The sequence below is a fragment of the Halomonas sp. C10-5 genome, from assembly GCF_057169305.1.
In genome coordinates this window covers 595,137-618,233 of the sequence record NZ_CP175665.1, presented here as the reverse complement: position 1 = coordinate 618,233, position 23,097 = coordinate 595,137, and the positions used below count along the sequence as shown (strand labels likewise).

At 58.2% G+C, this 23,097-nt stretch carries 21 protein-coding genes and 1 tRNA gene; 15 read left to right on the top strand and 7 right to left on the bottom strand.

Translation table 11 applies throughout. From position 1 onward, the window contains the following. The first annotated feature begins 93 nt into the window (after positions 1 to 93). Both ACJ7IV_RS02910 and ACJ7IV_RS02905 read left to right on the top strand, forming a co-directional pair. The gene (locus ACJ7IV_RS02910; RefSeq protein WP_483865684.1) at positions 94 to 249 is read left to right on the top strand and encodes a hypothetical protein; all 156 of its coding nucleotides are present in this window, start codon (positions 94 to 96) and stop codon (positions 247 to 249) included. Then, complete coding sequence (locus ACJ7IV_RS02905) at positions 239 to 835, top strand: exopolysaccharide biosynthesis protein (protein ID WP_483865683.1); 597 nt, start codon at positions 239 to 241, stop codon at positions 833 to 835. Before ACJ7IV_RS02910 ends, ACJ7IV_RS02905 begins: the two co-directional genes overlap by 11 nt. 8 nt (positions 836 to 843) lie before the next feature. On the opposite strand, the gene ACJ7IV_RS02900 is transcribed toward ACJ7IV_RS02905, so the two are convergent. Both ACJ7IV_RS02900 and ACJ7IV_RS02895 read right to left on the bottom strand, forming a co-directional pair. Beyond that, positions 844 to 1,149 (bottom strand): addiction module antidote protein, encoded by a 306-nt coding sequence (locus tag ACJ7IV_RS02900; protein ID WP_023006604.1) that lies wholly within the window; start codon positions 1,147 to 1,149, stop codon positions 844 to 846. Continuing rightward, on the bottom strand, positions 1,146 to 1,478 hold the full coding sequence (locus tag ACJ7IV_RS02895) for a type II toxin-antitoxin system RelE/ParE family toxin (protein WP_483865682.1): 333 nt from the start codon (positions 1,476 to 1,478) through the stop codon (positions 1,146 to 1,148). The genes ACJ7IV_RS02900 and ACJ7IV_RS02895 overlap by 4 nt, the downstream gene beginning before the upstream one ends. Before the next feature lie 911 nt (positions 1,479 to 2,389). On the opposite strand from ACJ7IV_RS02895, the gene ACJ7IV_RS02890 reads away from it, so the two are divergent. The 8 genes from ACJ7IV_RS02890 to ACJ7IV_RS02855 all read left to right on the top strand — a co-directional run bounded on the left by ACJ7IV_RS02890 (position 2,390) and on the right by ACJ7IV_RS02855 (position 12,471). Then, positions 2,390 to 3,292, top strand: coding sequence for a DNA-methyltransferase (locus ACJ7IV_RS02890; RefSeq protein WP_483865681.1), 903 nt, complete (start codon positions 2,390 to 2,392; stop codon positions 3,290 to 3,292). Beyond that, positions 3,289 to 3,753 (top strand): BglII/BstYI family type II restriction endonuclease, encoded by a 465-nt coding sequence (locus ACJ7IV_RS02885; RefSeq protein WP_483865680.1) that lies wholly within the window; start codon positions 3,289 to 3,291, stop codon positions 3,751 to 3,753. Before ACJ7IV_RS02890 ends, ACJ7IV_RS02885 begins: the two co-directional genes overlap by 4 nt. An 11-nt stretch (positions 3,754 to 3,764) precedes the next feature. Next, positions 3,765 to 5,099, top strand: a complete 1,335-nt coding sequence (locus tag ACJ7IV_RS02880; protein WP_483865679.1) for a hypothetical protein — start codon at positions 3,765 to 3,767, stop codon at positions 5,097 to 5,099. 6 nt (positions 5,100 to 5,105) lie between these two features. Further along, positions 5,106 to 7,016, top strand: coding sequence for an SNF2-related protein (locus tag ACJ7IV_RS02875; protein WP_483865678.1), 1,911 nt, complete (start codon positions 5,106 to 5,108; stop codon positions 7,014 to 7,016). Continuing rightward, positions 7,013 to 7,846 (top strand): protein NO VEIN domain-containing protein, encoded by an 834-nt coding sequence (locus ACJ7IV_RS02870; protein ID WP_483865677.1) that lies wholly within the window; start codon positions 7,013 to 7,015, stop codon positions 7,844 to 7,846. Before ACJ7IV_RS02875 ends, ACJ7IV_RS02870 begins: the two co-directional genes overlap by 4 nt. Positions 7,847 to 7,850: 4 nt before the next feature. Continuing rightward, positions 7,851 to 8,594: a type I restriction enzyme endonuclease domain-containing protein gene (locus ACJ7IV_RS02865; protein WP_483865676.1), complete on the top strand. Its 744-nt coding sequence runs from the start codon at positions 7,851 to 7,853 to the stop codon at positions 8,592 to 8,594. A 284-nt stretch (positions 8,595 to 8,878) separates the two neighbouring features. Beyond that, positions 8,879 to 9,355 (top strand): hypothetical protein, encoded by a 477-nt coding sequence (locus tag ACJ7IV_RS02860; protein WP_483865675.1) that lies wholly within the window; start codon positions 8,879 to 8,881, stop codon positions 9,353 to 9,355. A gap of 1,499 nt (positions 9,356 to 10,854) precedes the next feature. Continuing rightward, positions 10,855 to 12,471 (top strand): hypothetical protein, encoded by a 1,617-nt coding sequence (locus ACJ7IV_RS02855; protein WP_483865674.1) that lies wholly within the window; start codon positions 10,855 to 10,857, stop codon positions 12,469 to 12,471. A 1,288-nt stretch (positions 12,472 to 13,759) separates the two neighbouring features. On the opposite strand, the gene ACJ7IV_RS02850 is transcribed toward ACJ7IV_RS02855, so the two are convergent. The 3 genes from ACJ7IV_RS02850 to ACJ7IV_RS02840 form a co-directional block, all read right to left on the bottom strand. Next, positions 13,760 to 14,071 carry a hypothetical protein gene (locus ACJ7IV_RS02850; protein ID WP_483865673.1) on the bottom strand — a complete coding sequence of 104 codons (312 nt, stop codon included), beginning with the start codon at positions 14,069 to 14,071 and terminating at the stop codon, positions 13,760 to 13,762. Between the two features lie 558 nt (positions 14,072 to 14,629). Beyond that, the gene (locus tag ACJ7IV_RS02845) at positions 14,630 to 16,180 is read right to left on the bottom strand and encodes a DUF6538 domain-containing protein (RefSeq protein WP_483865672.1); all 1,551 of its coding nucleotides are present in this window, start codon (positions 16,178 to 16,180) and stop codon (positions 14,630 to 14,632) included. 99 nt (positions 16,181 to 16,279) lie between these two features. Then, positions 16,280 to 16,366 (bottom strand) — tRNA-Leu (locus tag ACJ7IV_RS02840). A 113-nt stretch (positions 16,367 to 16,479) separates the two neighbouring features. On the opposite strand from ACJ7IV_RS02840, the gene queA reads away from it, so the two are divergent. The 5 genes from queA to secF all read left to right on the top strand — a co-directional run bounded on the left by queA (position 16,480) and on the right by secF (position 22,032). After that, positions 16,480 to 17,514 (top strand): tRNA preQ1(34) S-adenosylmethionine ribosyltransferase-isomerase QueA, encoded by a 1,035-nt coding sequence (gene queA / locus ACJ7IV_RS02835; RefSeq protein WP_483865671.1) that lies wholly within the window; start codon positions 16,480 to 16,482, stop codon positions 17,512 to 17,514. Between the two features lie 31 nt (positions 17,515 to 17,545). Then, positions 17,546 to 18,664 carry a tRNA guanosine(34) transglycosylase Tgt gene (tgt, locus tag ACJ7IV_RS02830; protein ID WP_483866538.1) on the top strand — a complete coding sequence of 373 codons (1,119 nt, stop codon included), beginning with the start codon at positions 17,546 to 17,548 and terminating at the stop codon, positions 18,662 to 18,664. A gap of 106 nt (positions 18,665 to 18,770) precedes the next feature. Beyond that, positions 18,771 to 19,103 carry a preprotein translocase subunit YajC gene (yajC, locus tag ACJ7IV_RS02825; protein ID WP_161430555.1) on the top strand — a complete coding sequence of 111 codons (333 nt, stop codon included), beginning with the start codon at positions 18,771 to 18,773 and terminating at the stop codon, positions 19,101 to 19,103. 145 nt (positions 19,104 to 19,248) lie between these two features. After that, positions 19,249 to 21,099 carry a protein translocase subunit SecD gene (secD, locus tag ACJ7IV_RS02820; RefSeq protein WP_483865670.1) on the top strand — a complete coding sequence of 617 codons (1,851 nt, stop codon included), beginning with the start codon at positions 19,249 to 19,251 and terminating at the stop codon, positions 21,097 to 21,099. 9 nt (positions 21,100 to 21,108) lie between these two features. Further along, on the top strand, positions 21,109 to 22,032 hold the full coding sequence (gene secF, locus ACJ7IV_RS02815; RefSeq protein WP_483865669.1) for a protein translocase subunit SecF: 924 nt from the start codon (positions 21,109 to 21,111) through the stop codon (positions 22,030 to 22,032). Between the two features lie 87 nt (positions 22,033 to 22,119). Here secF and ACJ7IV_RS02810 read toward each other — a convergent pair whose 3' ends face one another. Next, the gene (locus ACJ7IV_RS02810; RefSeq protein WP_483865668.1) at positions 22,120 to 22,578 is read right to left on the bottom strand and encodes an META domain-containing protein; all 459 of its coding nucleotides are present in this window, start codon (positions 22,576 to 22,578) and stop codon (positions 22,120 to 22,122) included. Further along, on the bottom strand, positions 22,572 to 23,012 hold the full coding sequence (locus tag ACJ7IV_RS02805; protein WP_483865667.1) for a VOC family protein: 441 nt from the start codon (positions 23,010 to 23,012) through the stop codon (positions 22,572 to 22,574). Before ACJ7IV_RS02805 ends, ACJ7IV_RS02810 begins: the two co-directional genes overlap by 7 nt. Between the last annotated feature and the right edge of the window lie 85 nt (positions 23,013 to 23,097).

The window sequence follows — 23,097 nt, the reverse complement described above, 5'->3', positions numbered from 1 at the left end:
GCGCGACGGCGCAACAGCCCTGTCGGTCTACCCCGGGCTGCAGCCCCCTTCGCCAGCGGCTAGACTGGAGCCCCCTTTGCTACGGAGTGCCCCATGTCGGTTCGACTCTTCGCCTGGTTGATGATCGGCCTCGGCGTGCTGCTGCCCATCGTGGGCTGGCAAGTGGCCAGCCCGGTCGGCTTCGTTGGTCCCGTGCTGGTACTGCTGGGGATCCTGCTGCTGGTCACGCGTCGCCGACGTGGCCGCTGAGCGGGGACCGACCAGCCTGAGCGCCCTGCTGGAGCGGGTCAGGCATGCCGGATATCGAGACTCCAGCGTCAGCCTCGGCGCCATCCTGGAGGCCGTCGGCCGACGCAGCTTCGCCCCCTTCCTGCTGCTCGCCGGTCTGGTGACCCTGGCACCGCTGGTCGGCGACGTGCCGGGCGTGCCGACGCTGATGGCCAGCCTGGTGCTACTCGCGAGCAGCCAGCTGCTGGCCGGGCGACGCAGCATCTGGCTGCCGCACTGGCTGCTACAGCGCCGGGTGTCACGGCCGCGCTTCCATCGCGTGCTGGCCTGGCTGGAGCGCCCGGCGGCCTGGACGGACCGCCTGCTGCATCAACGCCTGACGGTGCTCACTCGCCCGCCGGCTCACTTCGCCGTGGCAGTGATCTGCCTGGTGATCGCACTGGCCATGCCGCCCATGGAGTTCATCCCGTTCAGCGCCAACGGCGCCGGCCTTGCGCTGACCCTGTTCGGCCTGGCGCTGCTCGCCGACGACGGCCTGCTCGCCCTGCTGGGCTACCTGCTGACCGGGGGCACCCTGGCCATCGTGGTGGTAAGCGTGATGGGGTAACGCGGCGGTCAGGAGGCGGCGCGGGTCAGGTCGTGGAAGTGAATGCCGGTCGCCTTGATGACGGCGGTCATGGTGCGCAGGGTCGGGTTTCCCCTGGGTGACAATGCCCGGTACAGACTCTCGCGTGAGACCTTGGCACGCTCAGCCACGGCAGCCATGCCGCCCTGGGCTTCCACCACATGACGCAGCGCCAGCAGAAAGGCAGACTCTCCCCCCTCCTCGTCCAGCTCATCGAAGGCGGTGCGCAGGTAATCGACCGCCATGCCAGGGTCATCACGCAGCATCTCGATTACAGCAGTGTCGTGGCTTTTCATTTTCGTGCTCTCCTCCGGTGGTCTTTCAGAAACGCCGTCGCCTGCTCGATGGCAGCCTGCTGGCGCTTCTTGGTGCCACCGATCAACAACATCACCAGGCGTCTGCCCACCTTGGCGTAATACACGCGGTAGCCAGGGCCGTAGTCGATTCGAAGCTCCAGCACTCCATCTCCAACGGCCTTGGTGTCGCCGGCGTTGCCAGCGGCCAAGCGGTTCAGCCGGGTCAGCACCCGCATGGCGGCCTGACGATCCTTGCTCTTGGTGGTATCCAGCCAGGCTTGGAAGGGGTCATGGCCGTCAGCGGTGAGGTAGTGCGTAAGCTCCATCATCGGACGCATTGTAGCTTAAAAACTACAAAAGCATGCAAGGAGACAGCCTCAAGAAGGCGCTGACGACGCCCTCCCTCTGCACCCTGAGTAACGTGGAGGCGAGAGGTAATGGCGAAAACGCCGACGGCCGCCTGCGGAGGAGGCAGGCGGCCGTCGTCATGATAGGGGGGCTGGTACCGGCGGTCGGACTCGAACCGACAAGGGCTTGCACCCGGCGGATTTTGAATCCAATCAATCAGTTAAGAGCAGAGCCAAGTTGCAGATTGTCCTAAAGTGTCACACCTTTTTGCCCTCTGAAGATAGCCCCAGCCAGGGGGATCTGCCAACCTCCTTGGGTGCAATAGCCTGGCAGCAGCCACATATCCTGACGAACACTGCAAGACGAACAGGAACAAGACCTTGGACAATAGAGACGTAACGAAGCGGCTGTGGGCAGCATCAGATGACCCCCAATTAAAAGACAGCCTCAGAAGCCACGACCAAAGCCACCCAGGGAATGTGTCGATCGCCACGAGCACGTCCACCCCTATCAAGTACCTTGGGGCTCAAGGGCAACCATCACTTGGATGTGCTGAGTTGGCGCCAATCGAACAAGCTGCCTTCTAGCGTAACGATCACGCCGCTGATGTGGAGAGGTTCGTGCAGCAGCAGAGCGAAGCTATCGGTGGTGGTGCGTTGACCGCCGAGATCAAAGGGGACGAACCTGCAGGAGAACACCCTTCGAATCAATGCACTGGCGCAAGGACTAGGTTGGTGAAGAAAGCACTATGAGAATTCTCTGATTCATAAATTCCTAATGGAAAGCCCGGCAGAAGGGTTGCAAACGCTCCGCACACCAAGGTACCGTAAAATACCAGTTTTTTACCAGCCACATTGCCTCAACTGCCCCAAATCACACTGAGAAACAGCGCATGGCACAGAAGCAAGTCCTCTCTGACACCCTGCTTGATTCGCAAGATGAAGGTAATGTTCACCGACTCAAGCGGGACGCGCAGGCCACAATATCCTGCGAGAGCAACCTCAAATTCATGCGCGACTTGCCCGACGAGTCCATGAACCTGATAGTGACTTCGCCGCCTTACAATATCGGCAAGGCATATGAGAAGCGAACCTCACAGGACAAATATGTTGAGGATCAAGCGGCTTGCATCGCCGAGGCAGTAAGGCTTCTCTCACCAACAGGCTCGATTTGCTGGCAGGTAGGCAACCATGTCGATAATGGTGAGATATTCCCGCTCGACATTATTCTCTATCCGCTTTTCAAACACCATGGCCTGCAGCTTCGCAACCGGATTGTCTGGACATTTGGCCACGGCCTACATTGCCAAAGGCGGTTTTCCGGTCGACACGAAACCATTCTATGGTTTACAAAGACCGACGATTACACCTTCAACCTAGACCCAGTCAGGGTTCCATCAAAGTACCCCAAAAAAAAGCATTTCAAGGGGCCAAATAAGGGTGAAATATCGAGCAATCCACTTGGGAAAAACCCCTCTGATGTCTGGGACATCCCCAACGTAAAATCCAACCATGTGGAAAAGACCGAGCACCCATGTCAATTTCCAATCGGCTTAGTCGAGCGACTGGTACTGGCGCTGACGAATGAGGGTGAGAGTGTTCTTGATCCTTATCTTGGTGTCGGGTCGTCAGCTATTGCGGCTCTGAAACACAACCGCAAAGCCTATGGCTGTGATCTTAACAAAGGCTACATCGATACCGCATGGGATCGCATTCAACAGCTTCGAGCTGGAACGCTTCGAACCCGCCCCATGAACAAGCCAGTCTATGACCCTATTGCAAAGAAGGATTCATGAAACTCGCATATACCTATGACGACCATCACAGCGCCGGTGCAGAATGGGAACGTCGAGACCTCAAAGAGTGGTTGACTGATGTATTCGAGGCTCCAGCAATCAAAATCGAGCCACGATGTACGGTCGCTATTCGAGAGCATGTCGAGACCGAACTTCTGAATGATGGATGGGCACTAAATGTCGATCTCGATCAAGGCCATCGCCTGAAAGTTTTTGCGCAGAATGATGATCTGGCAGTTCAGTTGCAGACCGGAAACATGAGCCGCGCGCCCTATGATCTACTGAAGATGCAGTACCTATTTCAAAGCCAGCGCATCGAAGCAGCGGCAATAGCACTCCCGACAAAAGAGGCTGCCAAGATGATCGGAGATAATATTGCCAACGCAGAGCGCGTCATCAACGAGTTAAAGCTTTTTGACCGCGTAATCACCGTACCGATACTTGTCATCGCCTTTGAGTGAAGAGAGGGGTCATGACCTACACCGTCAAAATGATGCCGAGATATGAGCGCGAAGCCATGATCGAAAAGCGTGTTGCTGCTTCCACCGAGTTTGGTGAAACCATCTACGATTTCAGAAGCGACACGTTCACCCCTAAAGTCATCTCTTTGCCCATCAATGTTCCACTCTATCGCATGGAAAATTGCCGCACATTCAGTGCGCAGCAAACAGAAATGGCAAGGAAGGGCCTGAATAAGGAATATTTCATAAAAGGCCAGGAACTCACTACGGCTCAGCAATCCCAGCATGAGATTCTTGCCAAGCTTGCGAAGCAAGGAACCGACTCAGTGACACCGATCATCACGGTCTTGCAGCAGGATGGGCAGCGCGAGCCGATTTTGATCAGCAGCTCAGGTGTCGTCGTCAATGGAAACCGGCGACTTAGCGCCATGCGTGAGCTTCTTCGTAAGAGCGATGGGTCCGTAGACGAGCGTTTCACAAACATCCGCTGCGCTGTCTTGCCCCCTGACCTATCGCGCGATGAAATCGATGACATCGAGGCCGACCTTCAAGCGCGACCGCAGACCAAACTCGATTATGATTGGATCGGCGATGCCCGTTTGATTCGCAGGCAAGTAGACAAGGGTAGGTCCACAAAAGAAGTGGCAGACCGGCTTAGGCGTAGCAAACCAGATATCGAGAATGTCCTACAGGCACTTGATGAAGCCGATCTATATCTGAGCGAATGGCTCGAAAAGCCCGGTGAATACGAACGTGTGCAGGATGGTCAGCAGATTTTTGGCGACCTGCCCAAGAGCATCGCCAGGAAAGATACCAATCTGCAAAATGCAAGCCGCGCTATCGCATGGTCAATTTACGAGAACCGCGACAAGATCACCGGGCGCGTTTACCGGTTAAATGCCGCCTTTGGCAGGCTAGCTCCCAACGTCTTGGAGATTCTTGAAGAGCAGCTTGATCTCTCGGAAGATCATGACGAAGTCGTCGATGACGATGTTTTTTCCATCGATATCGATGCTGATGATGCAAGCAAAGATTACTCGTCCATCATCGAGGCACTCCGGGATGACACAGCAAAAGATGATGTGCTCGAAACACTGGTTGATGCCTGTGAGACAGTTATCGAGCTCGACAAAGGTCAAAAGAACGAGCAAGCCGCTTTGCGGACGCTCTCGCAGGTAAACTCGAAGATCACGAGCATTGACGTGAGCTATGCTGGGTCCAAAACCCTTCCGGCAATGCTCAAGCAGATCGAGACGATCCGCAGCGCATTGCAAAAAATTGAGAGCGCGATTGACGCGCGGCAGACCGAGGGGCAAGCCGCCGATATTAGTTCAATTGATGAGTAGCGTTACGTGAATAAGAAGCCGACGGCCGTAGCTGTTCGCTACAATCCAGATCACAGTGGCACATTCGCTGTCTCCTTGGACGCTCTGGAAACGCCAATCTGGGCGCGATTGAAGCTGGCCATCCGGACCAAGAAACTTGATCACACCATCTCGGGCGGAGAGATATCACTTTCGTGGCCAGATACACTTGGCGTGATCAGAGAGCTTGGCAGTAAGACAAACCAGCAAAGCTTGCACTTCCGCTTCATGCCAGACGGCATCGCTGCTGAGAAACTGCGCGCGTTCGCAGCGCAGATTAAAAAAACCAGGGCTCAGCGCACCGAGCTTGTAGTCGAACTTTCTCCGCAGGATATCCAGGAGCGCTTACTGGAACACGGTTTTATCAAGCGCACCCTCAAGCCTTTCCAGTTTCGGGATTTGGCGCGGCTTCTCGCATTGAGTAATGGCGCAAATTTTTCGGTGCCGGGCGCTGGAAAAACCACTGTGACTTTTGCACTTCATTTATTGACACGCAAGCCCGGCCAACACTTTATGGTGGTAGCACCGAAGTCGGCTTTTCAGGCATGGAGCGATATCGTCACTGAGTGCATGCAAGAGGATGCACCAGATGGTGGCAGCGAGCCCTTTACGCTTCTGACCGGTTCAGAGGAGCAGACACGAGAAGCGCTCAACTCCGGTGCAACCCGGTTTGTCATTTCTTATGACATGGCGATCCGCCAGCAGGGCTTACTCGCCACTCATTTTGCGACCACCGAAACCCATCTCGTTCTAGATGAGTCGCACCGTATGAAGGCGGGCTGGAATTCCCAGCGTGGTGCATTTCTCTTGCGCGTGGCCGATGATACTTTCCGGCGTGACATACTGACGGGAACACCGATGCCGCAAGCGGCCTCGGATATGGAATCGCAACTCGATTTCCTATGGCCTGGGCATGGCTACGGCCTTGAAATATCCCAGGGAAAATCGCCGCGTGATGTTCTGGGAAATCTGTATGCACGTACAACCAAGAAGGAGCTTGGGCTCCCCAAGGCCAATCGGCACTTCATCGATGTGGGCATGGATGACGGGCAGCTCGCCTTGTACTCGATAGTCCGCAACGAATTCCTTCGCAATCACTCGAAACAAGTCTCGCATGGTATGGGTCATGCGCAGTTTTTAAAGGCTCGCAAATCCATCATGCGGCTTTTACAGCTATCAGTTAACCCGGTTCTCGCACTCAGCGCGATAGCCAATGATGATGTAAAAATTGACTCCGGCATTGTCGATCTCGTCTTGGAAGAGGGGCATTCCGCTAAGGTGCGTGCCGTCATAGATCATGCTTACGCGCTTGCAAGGCAGGGGCAGAAATCCGTGATCTGGACTATATTCACCGACACAATCCATAGCCTCGCCTTGTCGCTTGCTGATCTAAACCCCGTAGTCGTCCACGGTGGCGTGCAGTCTGGTCTTGCGACGGATCCGGAAAGCCGAGAAGGTCGGATACGAAGGTTTCACGAGGACTCGAGCTGTTTTGTAATGATCGCCAACCCTGCAGCCGCTGGAGAGGGGATCAGCCTTCATACAGTATGTCACAATGCTATCTATGTCGACCGAAGCTACGTCTCGACGCACTATTTGCAATCGATTGACCGTATTCATCGCCTCGGGCTTCCGCCTGATCAAGAAACCCATATTTATGTCTACCGATCGAAGGCTCCGCCCGTCATTGGCAGTATTGATATGTCTGTCAGCCGGAGACTGGTCGAGAAAATCCGCAATATGCAGATGTTGCTCAATGATCCTGATCTTCACGAAATCGCTTTCGATGAAGAGGAAGCCGCCGATCCCATCGATTATGATATCGAGCTCCAAGACATCGTCGATCTCATTTCCGAGCTGGAGGGAAGCGCGGCAGATATTTCGTCGGAGGATGAATGAGTTTCCGCATTTCCACGGAGCGCGTGCTTTCTCTACCATGCTTTGAAGGTATGCGTTTGCTACGGCGGTACAGCAGTCGCTATCCTGATATGGATATAGCCGAGCTCTTAGGACTGATCGACCAGGTCGAGGCTGATGCGCAAGCGCTGGACATGGAAGCTTCGGTGTACCTTTCATCTTTGGTGGAAGCAGATTGTGCTTTAGATGGGCAAGCCTTCTATCAAGACTGCATTAAAGCGGTATTACTAAAGCATCAGCCAGTCTGGTCAAAGGCTATGCGTAGTGGGCGAAGACGGTTTGTTCAAACGCTAGGCACCAACGATCAGGATGTTTTTGCGGCGGCAGGCCTGATGGAGCATCCCACACCTCATCAGGTCGTGACATGGTGGGATGCAGTGTCAGGGTATGCACGTCTCATGTCCGACCAGGAGAAGATGGATCAAGGCCGTTTTGCGGAGATACTTACGCTCGATCACGAGCGAGCGCGATTGAAAGAGATGGGTATCGAAAAAGAACCGGAGTGGCCTGGCTTTGACGACAATCTCGCTGGCTATGATGTTCTCTCCTACGACAAAGGAAAGACCGGCCTTCAGAACAGAATGATCGAGGTAAAGTCCACAAAGTTTTATCCACTTCGTTTCATCCTGACCCGCAATGAGTGGTGCAAGGCAGAGCAAACTGGCGAGGCTTATCTTTTCCATATCTGGGATATGAAAAAAGAGCCACCCGCCCTCCATATCCGCACCGTAGCAGAGGTTTCGCCACATATCCCATCGGATAACGGCAAAGGAAAGTGGAACAACGTTTCTGTTCCAGTTGAGAATACTTGATGACGTGTACACTGCCTCAACCATCACCCAATTCGACTTCTGTCTACTCTCGTTTTGCCTCTTGTCAGAAGCACGCTCCCAGAAGGTGGCTTTGCTGGACGAAGCTGTGGAGATACTGCTGGAAAGTGATGAGACCAAGAAGTACTTCCTGAGCCTCACCAGGACCACCTCCCGAGTCTACCGGGCCACCCTCCCCGACCCCTCAGCCAATGAGCTGGCCCCTGATGCGGTGCTGCTGTCCGTACTGGCTCAGAAGATCAAGGCGCTGGAGCCCGAGGTGGACATCTTACAAGTTATGCGGGAGGTGGACGACCTGCTGGATCAGTCAGTGGCCCCGGTGCCCTACGTCATCGACGACGAGGATGACAAGCCACTGTTCGACCTGAGCCAGATCGACTTCGAGAAGCTCAAAGAGAAGTTCAACAAGGGCAAGAAGCGCACCGAGTTCGAGAAGCTACGAGCGCTGTTGAATCAGAAGCTGGAGAGCATGGTGGCCAAGAATCCCAGCCGTGCCGACTTCATGGAGAAGCTGCAGAAGCTGATCGTGAAGTACAACTCCGGCAGCATGAACATCGAGGCGTTCTTTCAGGAGCTGATGAGCTTCACCGAGGAGCTGCAGGAGGAAGAACAGCGAGCGATCCGCGAAGGGCTGAGCGAGGAGAAGCTGGCGATGTTCGACATCATCACCATGCCCGCCCCCGAGATGACCGACAAGGGGGTGGCCCAGGTGAAGGCCATGTGTCGGTAGCTACTTGAGACACTCAAGCAGGAGAAGCTGGTACTGGACTGGCGGAAGAAGGCTCAAGCCAAGGTCGATGTCCGCCATACCCTGGAGATCGTCTTCGACCGAGGGACGCCCGAGAGCTTCGATGAGACGGTCTACAACGAGAAGTGCGAGGCAGCGTTCCACCACCTGATGACGAGTTACTACGGTGGTGGGCAGAGCGTGTATGCGTCTACAGGAAGGGCTTGAGCTCCCCACCTCTAGCTGCCAAGCCAGCAAGGTTATGAACCAGAAAAGGAGGCACGCGTATGGATGCTGAGCTGATTTTCAACCTATGGGCACTGTATGACTCGGCCAGTGGCACTGTGTATGGGCTTTCGGGTAAGGCATACAACATCGCTGGCTCCGACAGGGAGAAGCTAGACTTCCTAAAGACCGCATCACGTACTGACTACGTGACAGCTAAGAGGTACAAGGTACCAGATCGGTTCGGCATCACGTTCCCAGATGGCGAAGTTCAGGAAGGAGTCACCTACCTCAACGCGATGCATGATCCCGACGCCCAGCTCTTTGAAGACGTGCTCAGGAATATCGAAGCTGAGCTGCCTCCCCTACCTGACTTCTCCGGACCGGACATCTTGAACATCAAGCAGACGGTTCCAGATGATCCCCTCTGCGTCGTGACAGCACTCTACGAAGATGAGGCCGGGAACATTCGACCGATCATCACCGATGAGGACCGTGAGTGGATCGCGCAGCATCAAAAGATGACCCTCAACCTGTAGCGCTACCGACAAGTAAGGCCTGGGAGTGATCCATGATCCGTACCGGCCCTCTCGGAGACTCGCGGGTTTGAGCCAGGCCCCATTCTTGGCCTGACCCTGTTGCTCATAATACAGTACTTCTCGCTCGTCAGATGGCATGTTGCCAATCGGTTCCAGGAGCCTCCGATGATTGAACCAGTCGACCCTCTCCTGATGACCTACTCAACGGCTTCCAGGCGGCGACGGCCCTCTGACAGGCCTCAGGGGCATATCGCTTGGAAGTGTTCATGGCTCCTTTCTCTCAAGGTCTGGAACCTCCCGGAATCTCGGTACGGTTCAGAATATCTGGGTGGAACCAGTTGCCCCCAGCCTGACGTATAGATCAGTGACTCTCTTACACGGAAATCAGCGATCTCTTACACCGCCCCCCCGGTTCATGGTCAACGCTGGTAGGTGTGGGCGTCGCCAGAAGTCTTCGGCCTCAGGTCGTCTCGTAGCACGCAACGCCACAGGGATCTCATGGAGCTCTCCTGCCAAGGATGGCCAGGATGCCCGAACAGCCACACCCCAAACCAGGAACAGCAGGGCAGTGTCCACGGGGTACTTGGTTGATCCCAGTAGCAGTAGCAGTACCAACCTTGATCTCCTCATGCGTCTCGAGCCCCCATGGCAGCCTGCTACGCTCATCAGGATTCAGGAAGGATGCCAACCAAAGCAGAAAGCCGAACCAGTCCACCTGAACCTCCCAGGGCCCCCTCCCCCGTCTATCACTCATTCAGTCCCCAAAACCAGTAGAAACACATCAATATGATCAGCCCCCTTTCATACGGATGATGAGAAGGGTTGTCCCCACGTCAGGTACGTCTGGAAGCTGGCTTCAGGATCCCTGAGGTAGCCATGCTGTATCAGCCCCTCACTCTTCACCAATAGCTTTCCGTGGCCAGGCTGCCATCCACCGGGTCGCCACCTTACCGCCTGGCGTCGCGTTCGCTGCGCTCACGCTCCTGGGCTCGGTGGCTCCCGGTGGACGGCACCAAAACCCCAAACCCCACCCCCACCATGACACCCTTCGGGTGCCATGATGGGTACCCCAAGAAATCAAAGGGGAAGCCAACAGTCCGAGCCAGACGCACGGGACGAGTAGCAGAAGCCCCCGCCAGCGAAGCGCAGCGGGGGAGTGTCTGCTGCGAGGTCCCGGTGCGGTCTGGCGAAGGAGGTGCGAAAAGACGATAGCCAGGCTCCGGAGCCGCAAGGCCCGCCTGCGGGCCGAGCGGTGAGAGGGGCCCCCCATAGCAGCCTCAACCACCAGGGCACCGCTAGACTTCCTAGTGATATGAGACACCCACCGGGCGTTCAATGAGGGTACAGGACGTAAGCGATGATGTGTGCCAAATCCCTATACAGGTATATAGAGAAATGGCACAAATACGACTCACCCACAGCTAGACCACGATCGTGGCTTGTGAATAATAGGTTCGCTCCCACCAGGTCACACTCAGTCTACAAGCCAAGGAACGCTAGTGGTCAACGTCATCCACCACATCACCAGTTGCTGTGGAGCAGGAAAGAGCCGCTTCACGATAAATCAACTCTACCACGACATGGCTCAAGGAAATATCCCTGAGCAGACGGTAGTGATTGCCAGCAAGTCAAAGCTTCTTCTTGAACAAAACGAAGCCGTGTTCAATGAGGCAAGGGTTCTACCTGTTCAGAGATCAGTCCCGAGTAGAAGAATAGATGACTCAACAGTTCATCGAGTGCTGCCTGAGCTAAGCCAAGCACTCAAGGAGAAATTCCAAGGTGTTCTCTTCATCACCCACGCAGCCTTGGCAATGGTCAGCAGCGAGCTATTGGCTGACACCCGAATCATCATTGATGAGGTTCCAAGTGAACTAGTAAAGCATCACTCCTTACAACACAGCATTACCAACAACCCTCCTGAATGGGCATCATGGTTGAGAAGTGGTGGAATGCGTTTCGATGAAACCTCATCCACCACCCAAGAAATTGACGTTCCATCAATGATAGCGAGGCCTCAACTGGAGGAGCATGTAGAGAATATAAGAAAGGCAGGAAAGCCGGGGGTTCACTCACCAAAGGTAGCTGAGTTCATTGAGTTCCTTTTAAGCGGACATGGAAAGGCGTACACACACATCAGCAAGGACAAAACCACCAGATTCTACAACGCTATCTGTGACAAGAAGCTCACTGGCTTGATCCAACATGCCAGTCATATCACCATTCTCAGCGCACAGCTGAAAGAGACAGTGATTGGTTTCATCTTGCAACACGTGATGAACATCACAATCAGAGAAACCAGGATGGCTGGCGGAATACAGCTCCCAAGAAAGCACCGTAAGCGCATCAAGCTGATCCCCTTCCTGAAGGATGGAAACTGGACCAGAGGGGTAAAAGATGACAAAGCCAGTAACATACTCATGCTGGCTGGATCTCGTGTAAACGGTAGCCTGACCTGCGGGGAACTGGCTCAGGAGTTCTCGGGGATCCAGATCCCAACTGACGACTTTTTACTGATACGTAACGACGGTGAAGCGGTAGTAAAAAGCATCGAACCTAGAGTGTCATTAACCACAAACCAAGTGCATGGCATGAACAGCTTCATCAAGCTTCATCATGCAGCCTACGTTGCAACCAGCATTCCATCAAACTATGAGTATAAAGCATACAATCGTTACCTATTGGACAAAGGGTTACCCCCCACCATCACTATCGACAACACCATGAAAACGGAGCGCTGCTACGAGTCAGCCTATCAATGCATTGCCAGGACTAGCCTGAGAGATTCAGCCAACAACACGCCTGTTCACACCATCATAGTTCCTGACAAGGGATACGCTGACTACATAGCCGACTGGTTTTACAGTAGCTACATTACCCCTTACAACCAAGACTCATACACCCGCCACCACAAGACATCAAAGAGAAAGACTGACCAAGATTGGCTGGATATTGTGAGAAGAATTCTACGGGATGAATCGGCCGGAATTGGATCAATCACCTCTCTATGCAAGCGAGAAGGAATCAGTCGAAGAACCTTCTACAACAAGCTAAGTCAGTTCAGCCCAAAGCTAATATCAGAAGGCTTCAACCTGGGCTCTATCAAGAAAACAGCCTGACCGATATAGAAACGATACCCTAAGGTTACATCATCTTTAAAATCATGACTCTCCACCCCACGTAAAACGTGGGGCCAGGAGAAGTCTTTCAGACTTCTCGCTGACTTCTACCCGATGTACTAACCCACCTCCATCCGCTCTAAACCAGAGGTGCCAGCCGATACACTATCCGCAACATATCCAGGTGACATTCCAGCCCCGAATGGACTGGCTCAGGTTTTCCACAACCCCCTCATCTAGGTACGACCTCGGTAGTGAGAGGTGACGGCTCAAAGAGTGAGGTACCCCCCCCCTACCTACCTGGCTCAAAAAAGAAGCATACCCCCACCCTACTTCACAACGACTACCCTTTATCTCCCTACACATCAAACCGCTACACAACCAAGACAGTATCAATAGATGAGGTGGGAACCTAACAAACGCCACTCCCTTTTCATCACTGGCAACCAAGTCAGGATTCACGATCAATCTACTGAGACAAGAGATGCGCTCCGCGCATTCGATTGGATACGTCGTGTAGGTCATTCCTCTCAGCATCACCTGATCATCCTTGGTTACAGGAGGGGGCGCTCCGCGCCCGCTGTGAGTAAGAAAGAAGAGAAACCCCAATGAGAAATCAGAGACTGGTTTTACTGAAATGCAGGGTATGGCATCCCCAAACCCACCTAAATACCAACCATACAGTCAGGTCAACAAACCTCACACCACCAGAGAGGAGGAGAGCATCCCCATAAATCACACGAAAACTAATCTGAACCACGAAGTCTTGGAATACATCCTAAACTTAACACTCACCCACGGAACACAATCGAATGAAATCCCTCCCACCATCCATCATTACCACCCTCTCCCTGCTGAGCCAAACCATGGCAACACTGCTCATCTACCATGATGCCTCTATGTTGCTTTACAGCTATGCCGTTACTGTTGTGTAACTCCAAAACCAAGAGACCACGCGCAGCAACTTGCATGGTTGAACCAGTCCCTTTAAGCCTATGAAGGCTGCAGATGTAGGGATTGGTGATTCGCATACCTCCTGACACCCAGCACCTCAGCCATGAGGAGATGCATGAAGGAAGACCATATCACTGGCTTCCTTCAGTACAACAGCATCGAAATGACGAAGTGCACCTGGCAGACGAGAGCACCCTACGATGAGCCCCGACTTGGTGATATCAGCTGTCGGTATAGTGACGGTCGGACACCTATCAAGAGACCCATCCGCATGAGGATCGACTCTCAATAACTGCTGGTAATGTGCATGCCTAGCTAGCGACACAACGCACAGTCATTTATATCTGGAATTGCCATTATTACGAGGAAACCATCCAGGGGAATTGGCTTTGAAGCGAGGACTTGGAATGTACTCATGATCCTTATAGCCCAGAGCATGCTGGGCTCGAATCCAGGTTTTGAACTCCTCTGTCGGCTTAGCCGTACCTGAGCTGTCGATCTCTTCTTGAGTGAGAGGCTGCGCGGGGTACCGGGCCTCGTACATCTTGTTTATCCAACCGGCCTTGTACTTCTTGTAAAAGGCATAGGTCCGCAGCATGGCCACAAACCGAATTGCTTCGATCTTCATATAACGAGGAACACTCATTAGATGCATCCTTCAAGTCAGCTAAGGCTTCGGTGATTGATACCCCTCATCAAACGCCCCCAACTGGCAGAAGATCAGCTTTCAATCATAGCCGCTATGAGCTCCACTAGAGAAAGACCGACGCCACGAATATTTAGGGGATATCTCTACGCTATCCGAGGAATGAAATCAGGATATTCCCCCTTCAACCCTGGAGTCAACCCCACCAAAACTCAGAACAACGAAGGAGTTTTAATTGCATTGATTCATCACTTAAATAGGCACTTATTGCAATAATGCAATACCTTCCTCACCTAACCAATCATTCACGCCTAGCGCACCCCAACTTTCCGAAGAAATCGATCAGATTTGACCCCGCCCCCTTGGATTTAATTCCTCGATAATGGCTGCATCCTGCGGTAATCGACTTTCGTATCGGCGAGGCTAGGCAGTGTCATCCGTATCGAGGCTCCCATTCACCGAAGGCTTCATGGCAAACACACACCCCATGCTGACGAGACAGAGACGGCATCCCCAGCCGTGACCTACCCTGCCCATCCGATGGAGATACCATTGGCTTCATTCATCACCAGGCACCACGTCGTACCAGTCTAGCTTCTCCACCACATCCTTCAGCACGGGCAACCACTTCCGCTTGTCTGTCGCACTACCGTAGTGATCCGACATAGACACCCCGGTATGACCAACCAGCCACTCGATATGGGTCAGCGAAACTCCCTTGAGCTTCAGGGCTTCAACCACGGTGTGTCGGTACCCATGGAAGTCGGGGCTAATACCGAGCCTCTCCCTGAGATAGCCAAACGCTTTCGAGGCCCGCTTCCCGTACTGCCCCTGGTAGGGTTCTATGGTGAACAACCGCTCGCTTCCCTGTCTCTCCGCCACATAGTCGAGAAACCCCAGCGAGATCAGTCGCGAGTGAACCGGGACCATCCGCCAGGACGAGGCGTTCTTGACGAACCTTCCGTCCTCCCCATGGATCTTGAAGGCCTGGATGCCCGCATGCTCGAAGAAGTCATCCGGTGACAAGGCTGCGAGCTCCTCGAGCCGTGCCCCTGTGTGGATAGCCAGCAGAGGAAGCCAGTACTTCCAGGCATACCGGCTGCTACCTCGGTGCTGCAGTACCAGCTCCGAGCAGAACCAGCGTTTGAGCTCGGCCTCCGTCCACGTCCTGTCTGGCTCGGGTGCCTTCGCCTTCTTCTTCAGCTTGAACTTGAAGGGGTTGCTGTCTAGCTCCTCGATCTCGACCAGCCACTCCGCAAAGGTGTGCAGGTTCCCGATCATGTTGTGCTGCGTCGTCTCACTGATCAGTTGCTTACCAGCAGCTCGGATATCATCCAGCGACATCTTCTTCCAGCGACCATGGTTCCGGTGGGACGGGTAGTCCTTCAGCTCCTTGATGAAGGACCTCACCACAGGCTTCCTGAGCTTGCTCACCGGCAGGTCCCCCTTCAGCTCGATGAAGACCTGGAGGTGCTGTTGCATCGTCTCCACCGTCTTCCTGCGAGCCTCCGTCAACCGCTCCTCGGTGAACTGTTCGAACAGGGTGCTGATACGTTGGGCTGGCTTGGAAGAGGACTGTGCATGCACCTGGGGCTGCTGAAACCTTGCAGGAGCCTCTCGAGACTCAACCTGAGCTATCCCATGCCCCCAGCCCCTTCGCAGTTGTACAGCGCTCACCAGGACAGCCCCCGGGGACTCAGGAACCAGAAGCTCACCAGAGACCGGGTTGATCCTTACACGGGAGACAGAGAAGTACTTCCCACCTCTGCCTTGCGCCCTCATCGAGAAGATGCGGAGAATCCTGAGGTTAGGGGCTGACCAGGGAGAGATGTCAGCCACCAGGCTCGGTGTAGGCAAGGAAGCCAAGGCCTTCCACTCAGGGGCAGTACAGGCAACACGTTGACCGTTACGTAGCGAATCGAACACCTGCTGGTAAACCAGCCACAGCTGCATGGCACGGCGACGAGCGGTCACCTTGCAGGGAGTATCGAGAGTCTTGCGGATTTCACGTCGATGGTCGTACGCATCACGGAGGTCATGGGGAATGACGATCCGGGCATACCAGTTGGTGCGGTGACGGCTGCGCGTCAGGTAGGTTCCGTAGGGCATGTCAGATCTCGAAAGTGGATCACCGAAGTGTCACACCTCAGAACCTGATCATGGCCTGTAACCCCTTGAACCCCATGGTTATTGGGCTCGTAAGCTACTTGGTACCGGCGGTCGGACTCGAACCGACAAGGGCTTGCACCCGGCGGATTTTGAATCCGCTGCGTCTACCAATTCCGCCACGCCGGCAACGCCGCGAGCATTATACGTGGGCCGCCCGGCAGGTCAATCTCGGGCCTGACTTCGCGCCAGCGAGCCGGTATCCTAGGCGGCTTGCCAGAAACCACCGGACCCCGAACCGCATGCAGCGCGCCGACTTCCATTTCGAGCTTCCCGACGAGCTGATCGCCCGCTACCCCTCCGAGCAGCGCACCGACTGCCGGCTGCTGTGCGTGGACGGCACGAGCGGCACGCTGAGCCACCGTTGCTTCCCGGACCTGCTCGAGCTCCTCGAGCCAGGCGACCTGCTGGTGTTCAACGACACCCGGGTGATCCCGGCGCGGCTGCACGGCCACAAGGCCAGCGGCGGCAAGGTGGAGATGCTGCTCGAGCGCCCCCTGGATGCCCACCGCGGCCTGGCCCACCTGCGCTCCAGCAAGTCCCCCAGGCCCGGCACCGAGCTGATCTTCGAGGGCGATGTGCGTGCCGTGGTGGAGGGACGCCGCGACGCCCTGTTCGAGCTGCGCTTCCTCGGCGACACCCCGCTGATCGAACTCCTCGAGCGCCACGGCCATATGCCGCTGCCGCCCTATATCGACCGCGACGACGAGCGCAGCGACCGTGAACGCTACCAGACCGTCTATGCGCGTCGCGACGGCGCGGTGGCCGCCCCCACCGCGGGGCTGCACTTCGATGAGCCGCTGCTCGCGGCACTTGCCGAGAAGGGCGTCGAGCGCGCCTTCGTCACCCTGCACGTGGGCGCCGGCACCTTCCAGCCAGTGCGCGTCGACGATATCCGCGAGCACCAGATGCACAGCGAGTGGCTGGAGGTGGACGAGGCCACCTGCGAGCAGGTGCGCGCCGCGCGGGCCGCAGGCCGCCGCGTGATCGCCGTGGGCACCACCAGCGTGCGCTGCCTGGAGAGCGCCACCGACGCGAGCGGCGAGATCGCTCCCTACCGCGGCGAGACCGACATCTTCATCTACCCCGGCTACGAGTGGCGCTGCGTGGACGCCCTGATCACCAACTTCCACCTGCCGGAGTCCACCCTGCTGATGCTGGTGGCCTCCTTCGCCGGCTATGACACCACCCTGGCCGCCTATCGCGAGGCGGTGGCCGAGCGCTACGCCTTCTTCAGCTATGGCGATGCCATGTTCCTGACCCGCCAGCGTTCCTGACCCGAGACCGATCATGCGTGACGAATGCTTCATGACCTTCGAGCGCCTGGCCAGCGATGGCCGGGCGCGCCGCGGCCGCCTCACCTTTCCCCGGGGCAGCGTCGAGACACCCGCCTTCATGCCGGTGGGCACCTACGGCACCGTCAAGGGGATGACGCCGGAGTCGGTTGCCGAGATCGGCGCCGAGATCATCCTCGGCAACACATTCCACCTGTGGCTGCGTCCCGGCATGGAGGTGATCGAGGCCCACGGCGACCTGCATGACTTCGCCCAGTGGCAGAAACCGATCCTCACCGACTCCGGCGGCTTCCAGGTCTTCTCGCTGGGCGCCATGCGCAAGATCACCGAACAGGGCGTGCACTTCCGCTCGCCGGTGGACGGCGCCAAGGTCTTCATGGGCCCGGAGGAGTCCATGGCGGTACAGCGCTCACTGGGCTCCGACGTGGTGATGATCTTCGACGAGTGCACCCCCTACCCCGCCACCGAGAAGGAGGCGCGCCTCTCAATGGAGCGCTCGCTGCGCTGGGCCAGCCGATCGCGGGAGGCCCACGGCAGCTCCCCCTCGGCGCTGTTCGGCATCGTCCAGGGCGGCATGTACCCGGAGCTGCGCGAGCGCTCCCTCGCGGGGCTGCAGGAGATCGGCTTCGACGGCCTGGCCATCGGCGGCCTCTCGGTGGGCGAGCCCAAGGAGGAGATGATCAAGGTCCTCGACTACCTTCCCGCCTGGATGCCGGAAGACAAGCCCCGCTACCTGATGGGCGTGGGCAAGCCCGAAGACCTGGTGGAGGGCGTGCGCCGCGGCATCGACATGTTCGACTGCGTGATGCCGACCCGCAACGCGCGCAACGGCCACCTGTTCACGGCCGAGGGCACGGTCAAGATCCGCAACGCCAAGCACCGCCACGACACCGGCCCGCTGGAGGCAGAGTGCGACTGCTATACCTGCCGGCACTTCTCCCGGGCCTACCTGCACCACCTGGATCGCTGCGGCGAGATGCTCGGTTCGATGCTCAATACCATCCACAATCTGCGCCACTACCAGCGACTGATGGCCGGTTTGCGCGGTGCCATTGAAGCGGGTACATTGACCCACTTCGTGGAAGGCTTCTATGCCCGGCGCGGCCTGCCGGTGCCTCCCGCCCCGAATTGACAGCCACCGGTACCGCCCCGCTCTCTGAGTGCGAGGTACCGGTTGCCACTGCCCCGCAATGGCGCGGCAGACCCCCTTACCCATCCCAATCAGGAGACCCACATCCATGCTGGATTTCTTTATCGCGCCGGCCTACGCCCAGGACGCCCCCGCCGGCGGTGGCATCGCCCAGATCGTCATGCTGGTCGGCTTCGTTGCCATCTTCTACTTCCTGCTGTGGCGGCCCCAGGCCAAGCGCGCCAAGCAGCACAAGCAGCTGATCGCCGGCCTCTCCAAGGGTGACGAGGTGGTCATCGGTGGCGGCATGCTGGGGCGTATCACCAAGGTCAGCGACGACAGCGAGTTCCTGGCCATGGAGATCGCCGAGGGTACCCAGGTCAACGTGCAGAAGAGCGCCGTTGCCGCCGTGCTGCCCAAGGGCACCATCAAGTCCATCTGACCCGTGCCCTGTCCGGCCCTGCTGCCCAGTCGGCGGGGCCGACCTTCGACCGCCGCCGGCAGTGCCGGCGGCGGTCGAGGCGTGATCGCGTCAGCTTCCCTGCTGTTTCAGCAACCTATCGCCAGCTACCTAGGACAGGGCCCGCATGCTCAACCGTTATCCCCTGTGGAAGTATCTGCTGATACTCATCGTCCTGCTCGTCGGCCTGGTCTACTCGCTGCCCAACCTCTTCCCGGAAGACCCGGCGATCCAGATCAGCAGCGAGCGCGGTGACGCCACCGTCGATGAGCGCCAGCTCGAGCGTATCCAGTCATCCCTGAACGAGGCCGGCATCGAGATCAAGGACGTCGAACGCAGCCAGACCAGCACCCTGCTGCGCCTGCGCAACCCCGACGCCCAGCTCGCCGCCCGCGACCGCGTCGCCGCCATGCTCGGCGAGGAGTATGTGGTAGCGCTCAACCTAGCCGAGTCGACCCCCGAGTGGCTGCAGTCGCTCTCCGCCTCACCGATGACCCTGGGCCTCGACCTGCGCGGCGGCGTGCACTTCCTGCTGGAAGTGGACATGGATGCCGCCGTGAGCCAGCGCCTGGAGGTCAACGCCAGCGCCATGCGAGAACTGCTGCGCGACGAGCGCATCCGCTACCGCGACACCGAGATCGACGACCGCACCCTGACGCTGAGCTTCACCGATGCCGAGGATCGTGATACCGCGCGGAGCCTGATCAGCCGCGAGTTCCCCGACTTCCAGTACGAGAACCAGGGGGATGGTCGTGGCGCCGCCCTGGCCATGACGCTCACCGACCAGGCTGTCAACGAGATCCAGGACTATGCCATCAACCAGAACCTCACCACCCTGCGCAACCGGGTGAACGAGCTGGGCGTGGCGGAGCCGCTGGTACAGCGCCAGGGACCGGATCGCATCGTGGTGGAACTGCCCGGCGTACAGGATACCGCCGAGGCCAAGCGCATCGTCGGTGCCACCGCCAATCTGGAGTTCCGTCTCGAGGCACGCCCCGACACACCCGACAGCGAGACCGAGAGCTTCCCGTTCCGCAATCAGGCGTCGCGCAGCGCCGACCTGATGCGTGACGTGATCATCACCGGCGACCAGGTCTCCAACGCCAACCGCAGCTTCGACGAGAACGGCCGTCCCCAGGTCAACATCGACCTGGACGGCACCGGCGGCACCCTGATGAACCGTGCCACCCGCACCAACATCGGCCGCAACATGGCGGTGGTCTATATCGAGCACAAGACCCGCGACAGCGTGGAAATGGTCGACGGTGAGGAGACGGTGGTCCGCGATGCCTACACCGAGCGCGGCATCATCAGCCTTGCCACCATCCAGAGCGCACTGGGCAACAGCTTCCGCATCACCGGGCTCGACTCGCCCACCGAGGCGGCGGAGCTCTCGCTGCTGCTGCGCTCGGGCTCGCTGGCCGCGCCGATCTACTTCGTGCAGGAGCGCACCATCGGCCCGAGTCTGGGCGCCGAGAACATCGAGCGTGGCGTGATGTCGGTGCAGATCGGCCTGTTGCTGGTGGTGCTGTTCATGCTGATCCGCTACAAGGTGTTCGGCATCTTCGCCAACCTGGCCCTGGCGCTCAACCTGACCCTGCTGGTGGCGGCGATGTCGCTGCTCGGTGCCACCCTCACGCTGCCCGGCATCGCTGGCATCGTGCTGACGCTGGGCATGGCGGTGGACGCCAACGTGCTGATCTTCGAGCGGATACGCGAGGAGCTGCGCGGCGGGCTGTCGGTACAGCAGGCGATACACGCCGGCTACGAGCGCGCCTTCACCTCCATCGTCGACGCCAACATCACCACCCTGCTGGTGGCGGTAATCCTGTTCTCGATCGGCACCGGACCGGTCAAGGGCTTCGCCGTGACCCTGTCGCTGGGCATCCTCACCTCGCTGTTCACCGCCCTGATGGTGACCCGCGCCATGGTGAACCTCGCCTACGGCGGCAAGCCGGTCAAGAAGCTCTGGATCTGAGAGGTAATCATGAAAACCCTGGTCAATAGACAGCTCGACTTCATGGGCAAGCGGAAGGCCGCCTTCGCGGTCTCCGGCCTGCTGATCCTGGCGTCGATCGTCGCGCTGCTGCTCCAGCAGCTCAACCTGGGCCTGGACTTCACCGGCGGAACCCTGGTGGAGGTGCGCTACGCCGTGGCGCCCTCCCTGGACGCGGTGCGCCAGACCCTGGAGGCCGCGGAGTTCCGCGATGTCTCGGTGCAGACCTTCGGCGCCGCCAACGAGGTGCTGATCCGCCTGCAGCAGGCCTTCGATGCCGACGTGGGCGACCGCGTGGTGGAACTGCTGCGCCGCAGTGGCGAGGAGGTCAACCTGGTGCGCGCCGAGTTCGTCGGTGCCCAGGTGGGCGACCAGCTCCGCGACCAGAGCGGGCTGGGGCTGCTGGTCGCGCTGGGCATCGTGATGCTCTACGTGGCCTTCCGCTTCCAGTACAAATTCGCCATCGGCGCACTGCTGGCGCTGCTGCATGACGTGATCATCGTGGTGGGCGCCTTCGCACTGTTCCAGTGGGAATTCGACCTCACGGTGCTGGCCGCGGTACTGGCGGTGATCGGCTACTCGCTCAACGACACCATCGTGGTCTACGACCGCATTCGCGAGAATATCCGCAAGTCACGCATCGACGACATGCCGGCGATCTTCAACGAATCGCTCAACCAGACCCTGTCGCGCACCCTGGCCACCTCCGGTACCACCCTGCTGGTGCTGGTGGCGCTGCTGGCGCTGGGCGGTGACATGATCGAGGGCTTCGCCATCGCCCTGATCCTCGGCGTGGTGGTGGGCACCTACTCTTCCATCTATATATCAGGCGCCCTGCTGCTGCCGCTGGGACTCAACCGCGAGGACCTGATTCCGGCGAGGAAGGAGGACCCCGAGGCCGAGGAGCTGCCCTGAGCGGCAGGCCTGCCGGGCCGAAAGAGAGCGCCCCCGCCGAGCCATCGGCGGGGGCGCTGTCGTTTCAGGTGCCCGATTGCCTGGGGCTCAGTTGGCCTGGCGCCAGCCACCCAGCACCCGCTGGTCGGGGCCGAAGAACACCAGCCGATCGTGGTCGATCAGGTAGCGGTAAGCGGTCTCCAGCATCCCGCCAACCCTCGCGGCATCCTCCAGCTGGGGACAGCCGCGCCGCGTGGTGGCGAGCTCGGTGACCTCGATACGCTGGCTGTCGCCGAGGCGTACCCGGCCACGCATCTCGTTGCAGCCGTCGCTGCCCACCAGGCGACCCTCGCGGCCGATCTCGAACCAGGGGGTCTCGGGCATCGAGAGCCGCTCGCTGGTGCCCACCAGCAGCAGGTTCCAGCGCTGCTCCACCAGCGGCCCCTCCAGGCCGCCGGAAGTGACCTCGGCGGGGGCCGGGGAGCGACTGCCGCAGGCGGCCAGCAGGGCGGCGGCAGCCAGCACCAGCAGCGGGCGGGCCTTGCGCATCGGTTGTGCCGTTACCATGTGCCGGTGTTCTCCATGGAGGCCCAGGGTTCGCGGGGCGGCTGTGCCTCGCCCTTCTGCAGCAGCTCCACCGAAATGCCGTCGGGGCTCCTGACGAAGGCCATATGGCCGTCACGAGGCGGGCGATTGATGGTCACCCCGGCGTTCTGCAGCTTCTCGCACAGGGCGTAGATGTCCTCCACCCGGTAGGCCAGGTGGCCGAAGTTGCGCCCGCCGCCGTACTCCTCCGGATCCCAGTTCCAGGTCAGCTCCAGCTCCGGGGCCTGGAGTTCGCTGGAGCGCGACTCGTCATCGGGCGCGGCGAGGAAGACCAGGGTGAAGCGCCCCTTCTCGTTCTCCTTGCGGCGCACCTCCCTGAGGCCCAGCAGGTCGCAGTAGAAGTGCAGTGAGGCGTCCAGGTCACTGACGCGCACCATGGTGTGCAGGTACTGCATATCGGACTCCTTGTCGTGTGGCGTGAGTCGTGTAGCGTGAATGGGCAGTGTAAACCCGATGGGAGCGGCGCGTAATGGGGGGACC

Excerpts from the sequence above, each read along its gene's own strand:
- ACJ7IV_RS02910 (WP_483865684.1), top strand. The coding sequence starts at position 94 with ATGTCGGTTCGACTCTTCGCCTGGTTGATGATCGGCCTCGGCGTGCTG.
- ACJ7IV_RS02900 (WP_023006604.1), bottom strand. The coding sequence starts at position 1,149 with ATGAAAAGCCACGACACTGCTGTAATCGAGATGCTGCGTGATGACCCT.
- ACJ7IV_RS02895 (WP_483865682.1), bottom strand. The coding sequence starts at position 1,478 with ATGATGGAGCTTACGCACTACCTCACCGCTGACGGCCATGACCCCTTC.
- ACJ7IV_RS02890 (WP_483865681.1), top strand. The coding sequence starts at position 2,390 with ATGGCACAGAAGCAAGTCCTCTCTGACACCCTGCTTGATTCGCAAGAT.
- ACJ7IV_RS02885 (WP_483865680.1), top strand. The coding sequence starts at position 3,289 with ATGAAACTCGCATATACCTATGACGACCATCACAGCGCCGGTGCAGAA.
- ACJ7IV_RS02880 (WP_483865679.1), top strand. The coding sequence starts at position 3,765 with ATGACCTACACCGTCAAAATGATGCCGAGATATGAGCGCGAAGCCATG.
- ACJ7IV_RS02870 (WP_483865677.1), top strand. The coding sequence starts at position 7,013 with ATGAGTTTCCGCATTTCCACGGAGCGCGTGCTTTCTCTACCATGCTTT.
- ACJ7IV_RS02860 (WP_483865675.1), top strand. The coding sequence starts at position 8,879 with ATGGATGCTGAGCTGATTTTCAACCTATGGGCACTGTATGACTCGGCC.
- ACJ7IV_RS02850 (WP_483865673.1), bottom strand. The coding sequence starts at position 14,071 with ATGAGTGTTCCTCGTTATATGAAGATCGAAGCAATTCGGTTTGTGGCC.
- ACJ7IV_RS02845 (WP_483865672.1), bottom strand. The coding sequence starts at position 16,180 with ATGCCCTACGGAACCTACCTGACGCGCAGCCGTCACCGCACCAACTGG.
- queA (WP_483865671.1), top strand. The coding sequence starts at position 16,480 with ATGCAGCGCGCCGACTTCCATTTCGAGCTTCCCGACGAGCTGATCGCC.
- tgt (WP_483866538.1), top strand. The coding sequence starts at position 17,546 with ATGACCTTCGAGCGCCTGGCCAGCGATGGCCGGGCGCGCCGCGGCCGC.
- yajC (WP_161430555.1), top strand. The coding sequence starts at position 18,771 with ATGCTGGATTTCTTTATCGCGCCGGCCTACGCCCAGGACGCCCCCGCC.
- secD (WP_483865670.1), top strand. The coding sequence starts at position 19,249 with ATGCTCAACCGTTATCCCCTGTGGAAGTATCTGCTGATACTCATCGTC.
- secF (WP_483865669.1), top strand. The coding sequence starts at position 21,109 with ATGAAAACCCTGGTCAATAGACAGCTCGACTTCATGGGCAAGCGGAAG.
- ACJ7IV_RS02810 (WP_483865668.1), bottom strand. The coding sequence starts at position 22,578 with ATGGTAACGGCACAACCGATGCGCAAGGCCCGCCCGCTGCTGGTGCTG.
- ACJ7IV_RS02805 (WP_483865667.1), bottom strand. The coding sequence starts at position 23,012 with ATGCAGTACCTGCACACCATGGTGCGCGTCAGTGACCTGGACGCCTCA.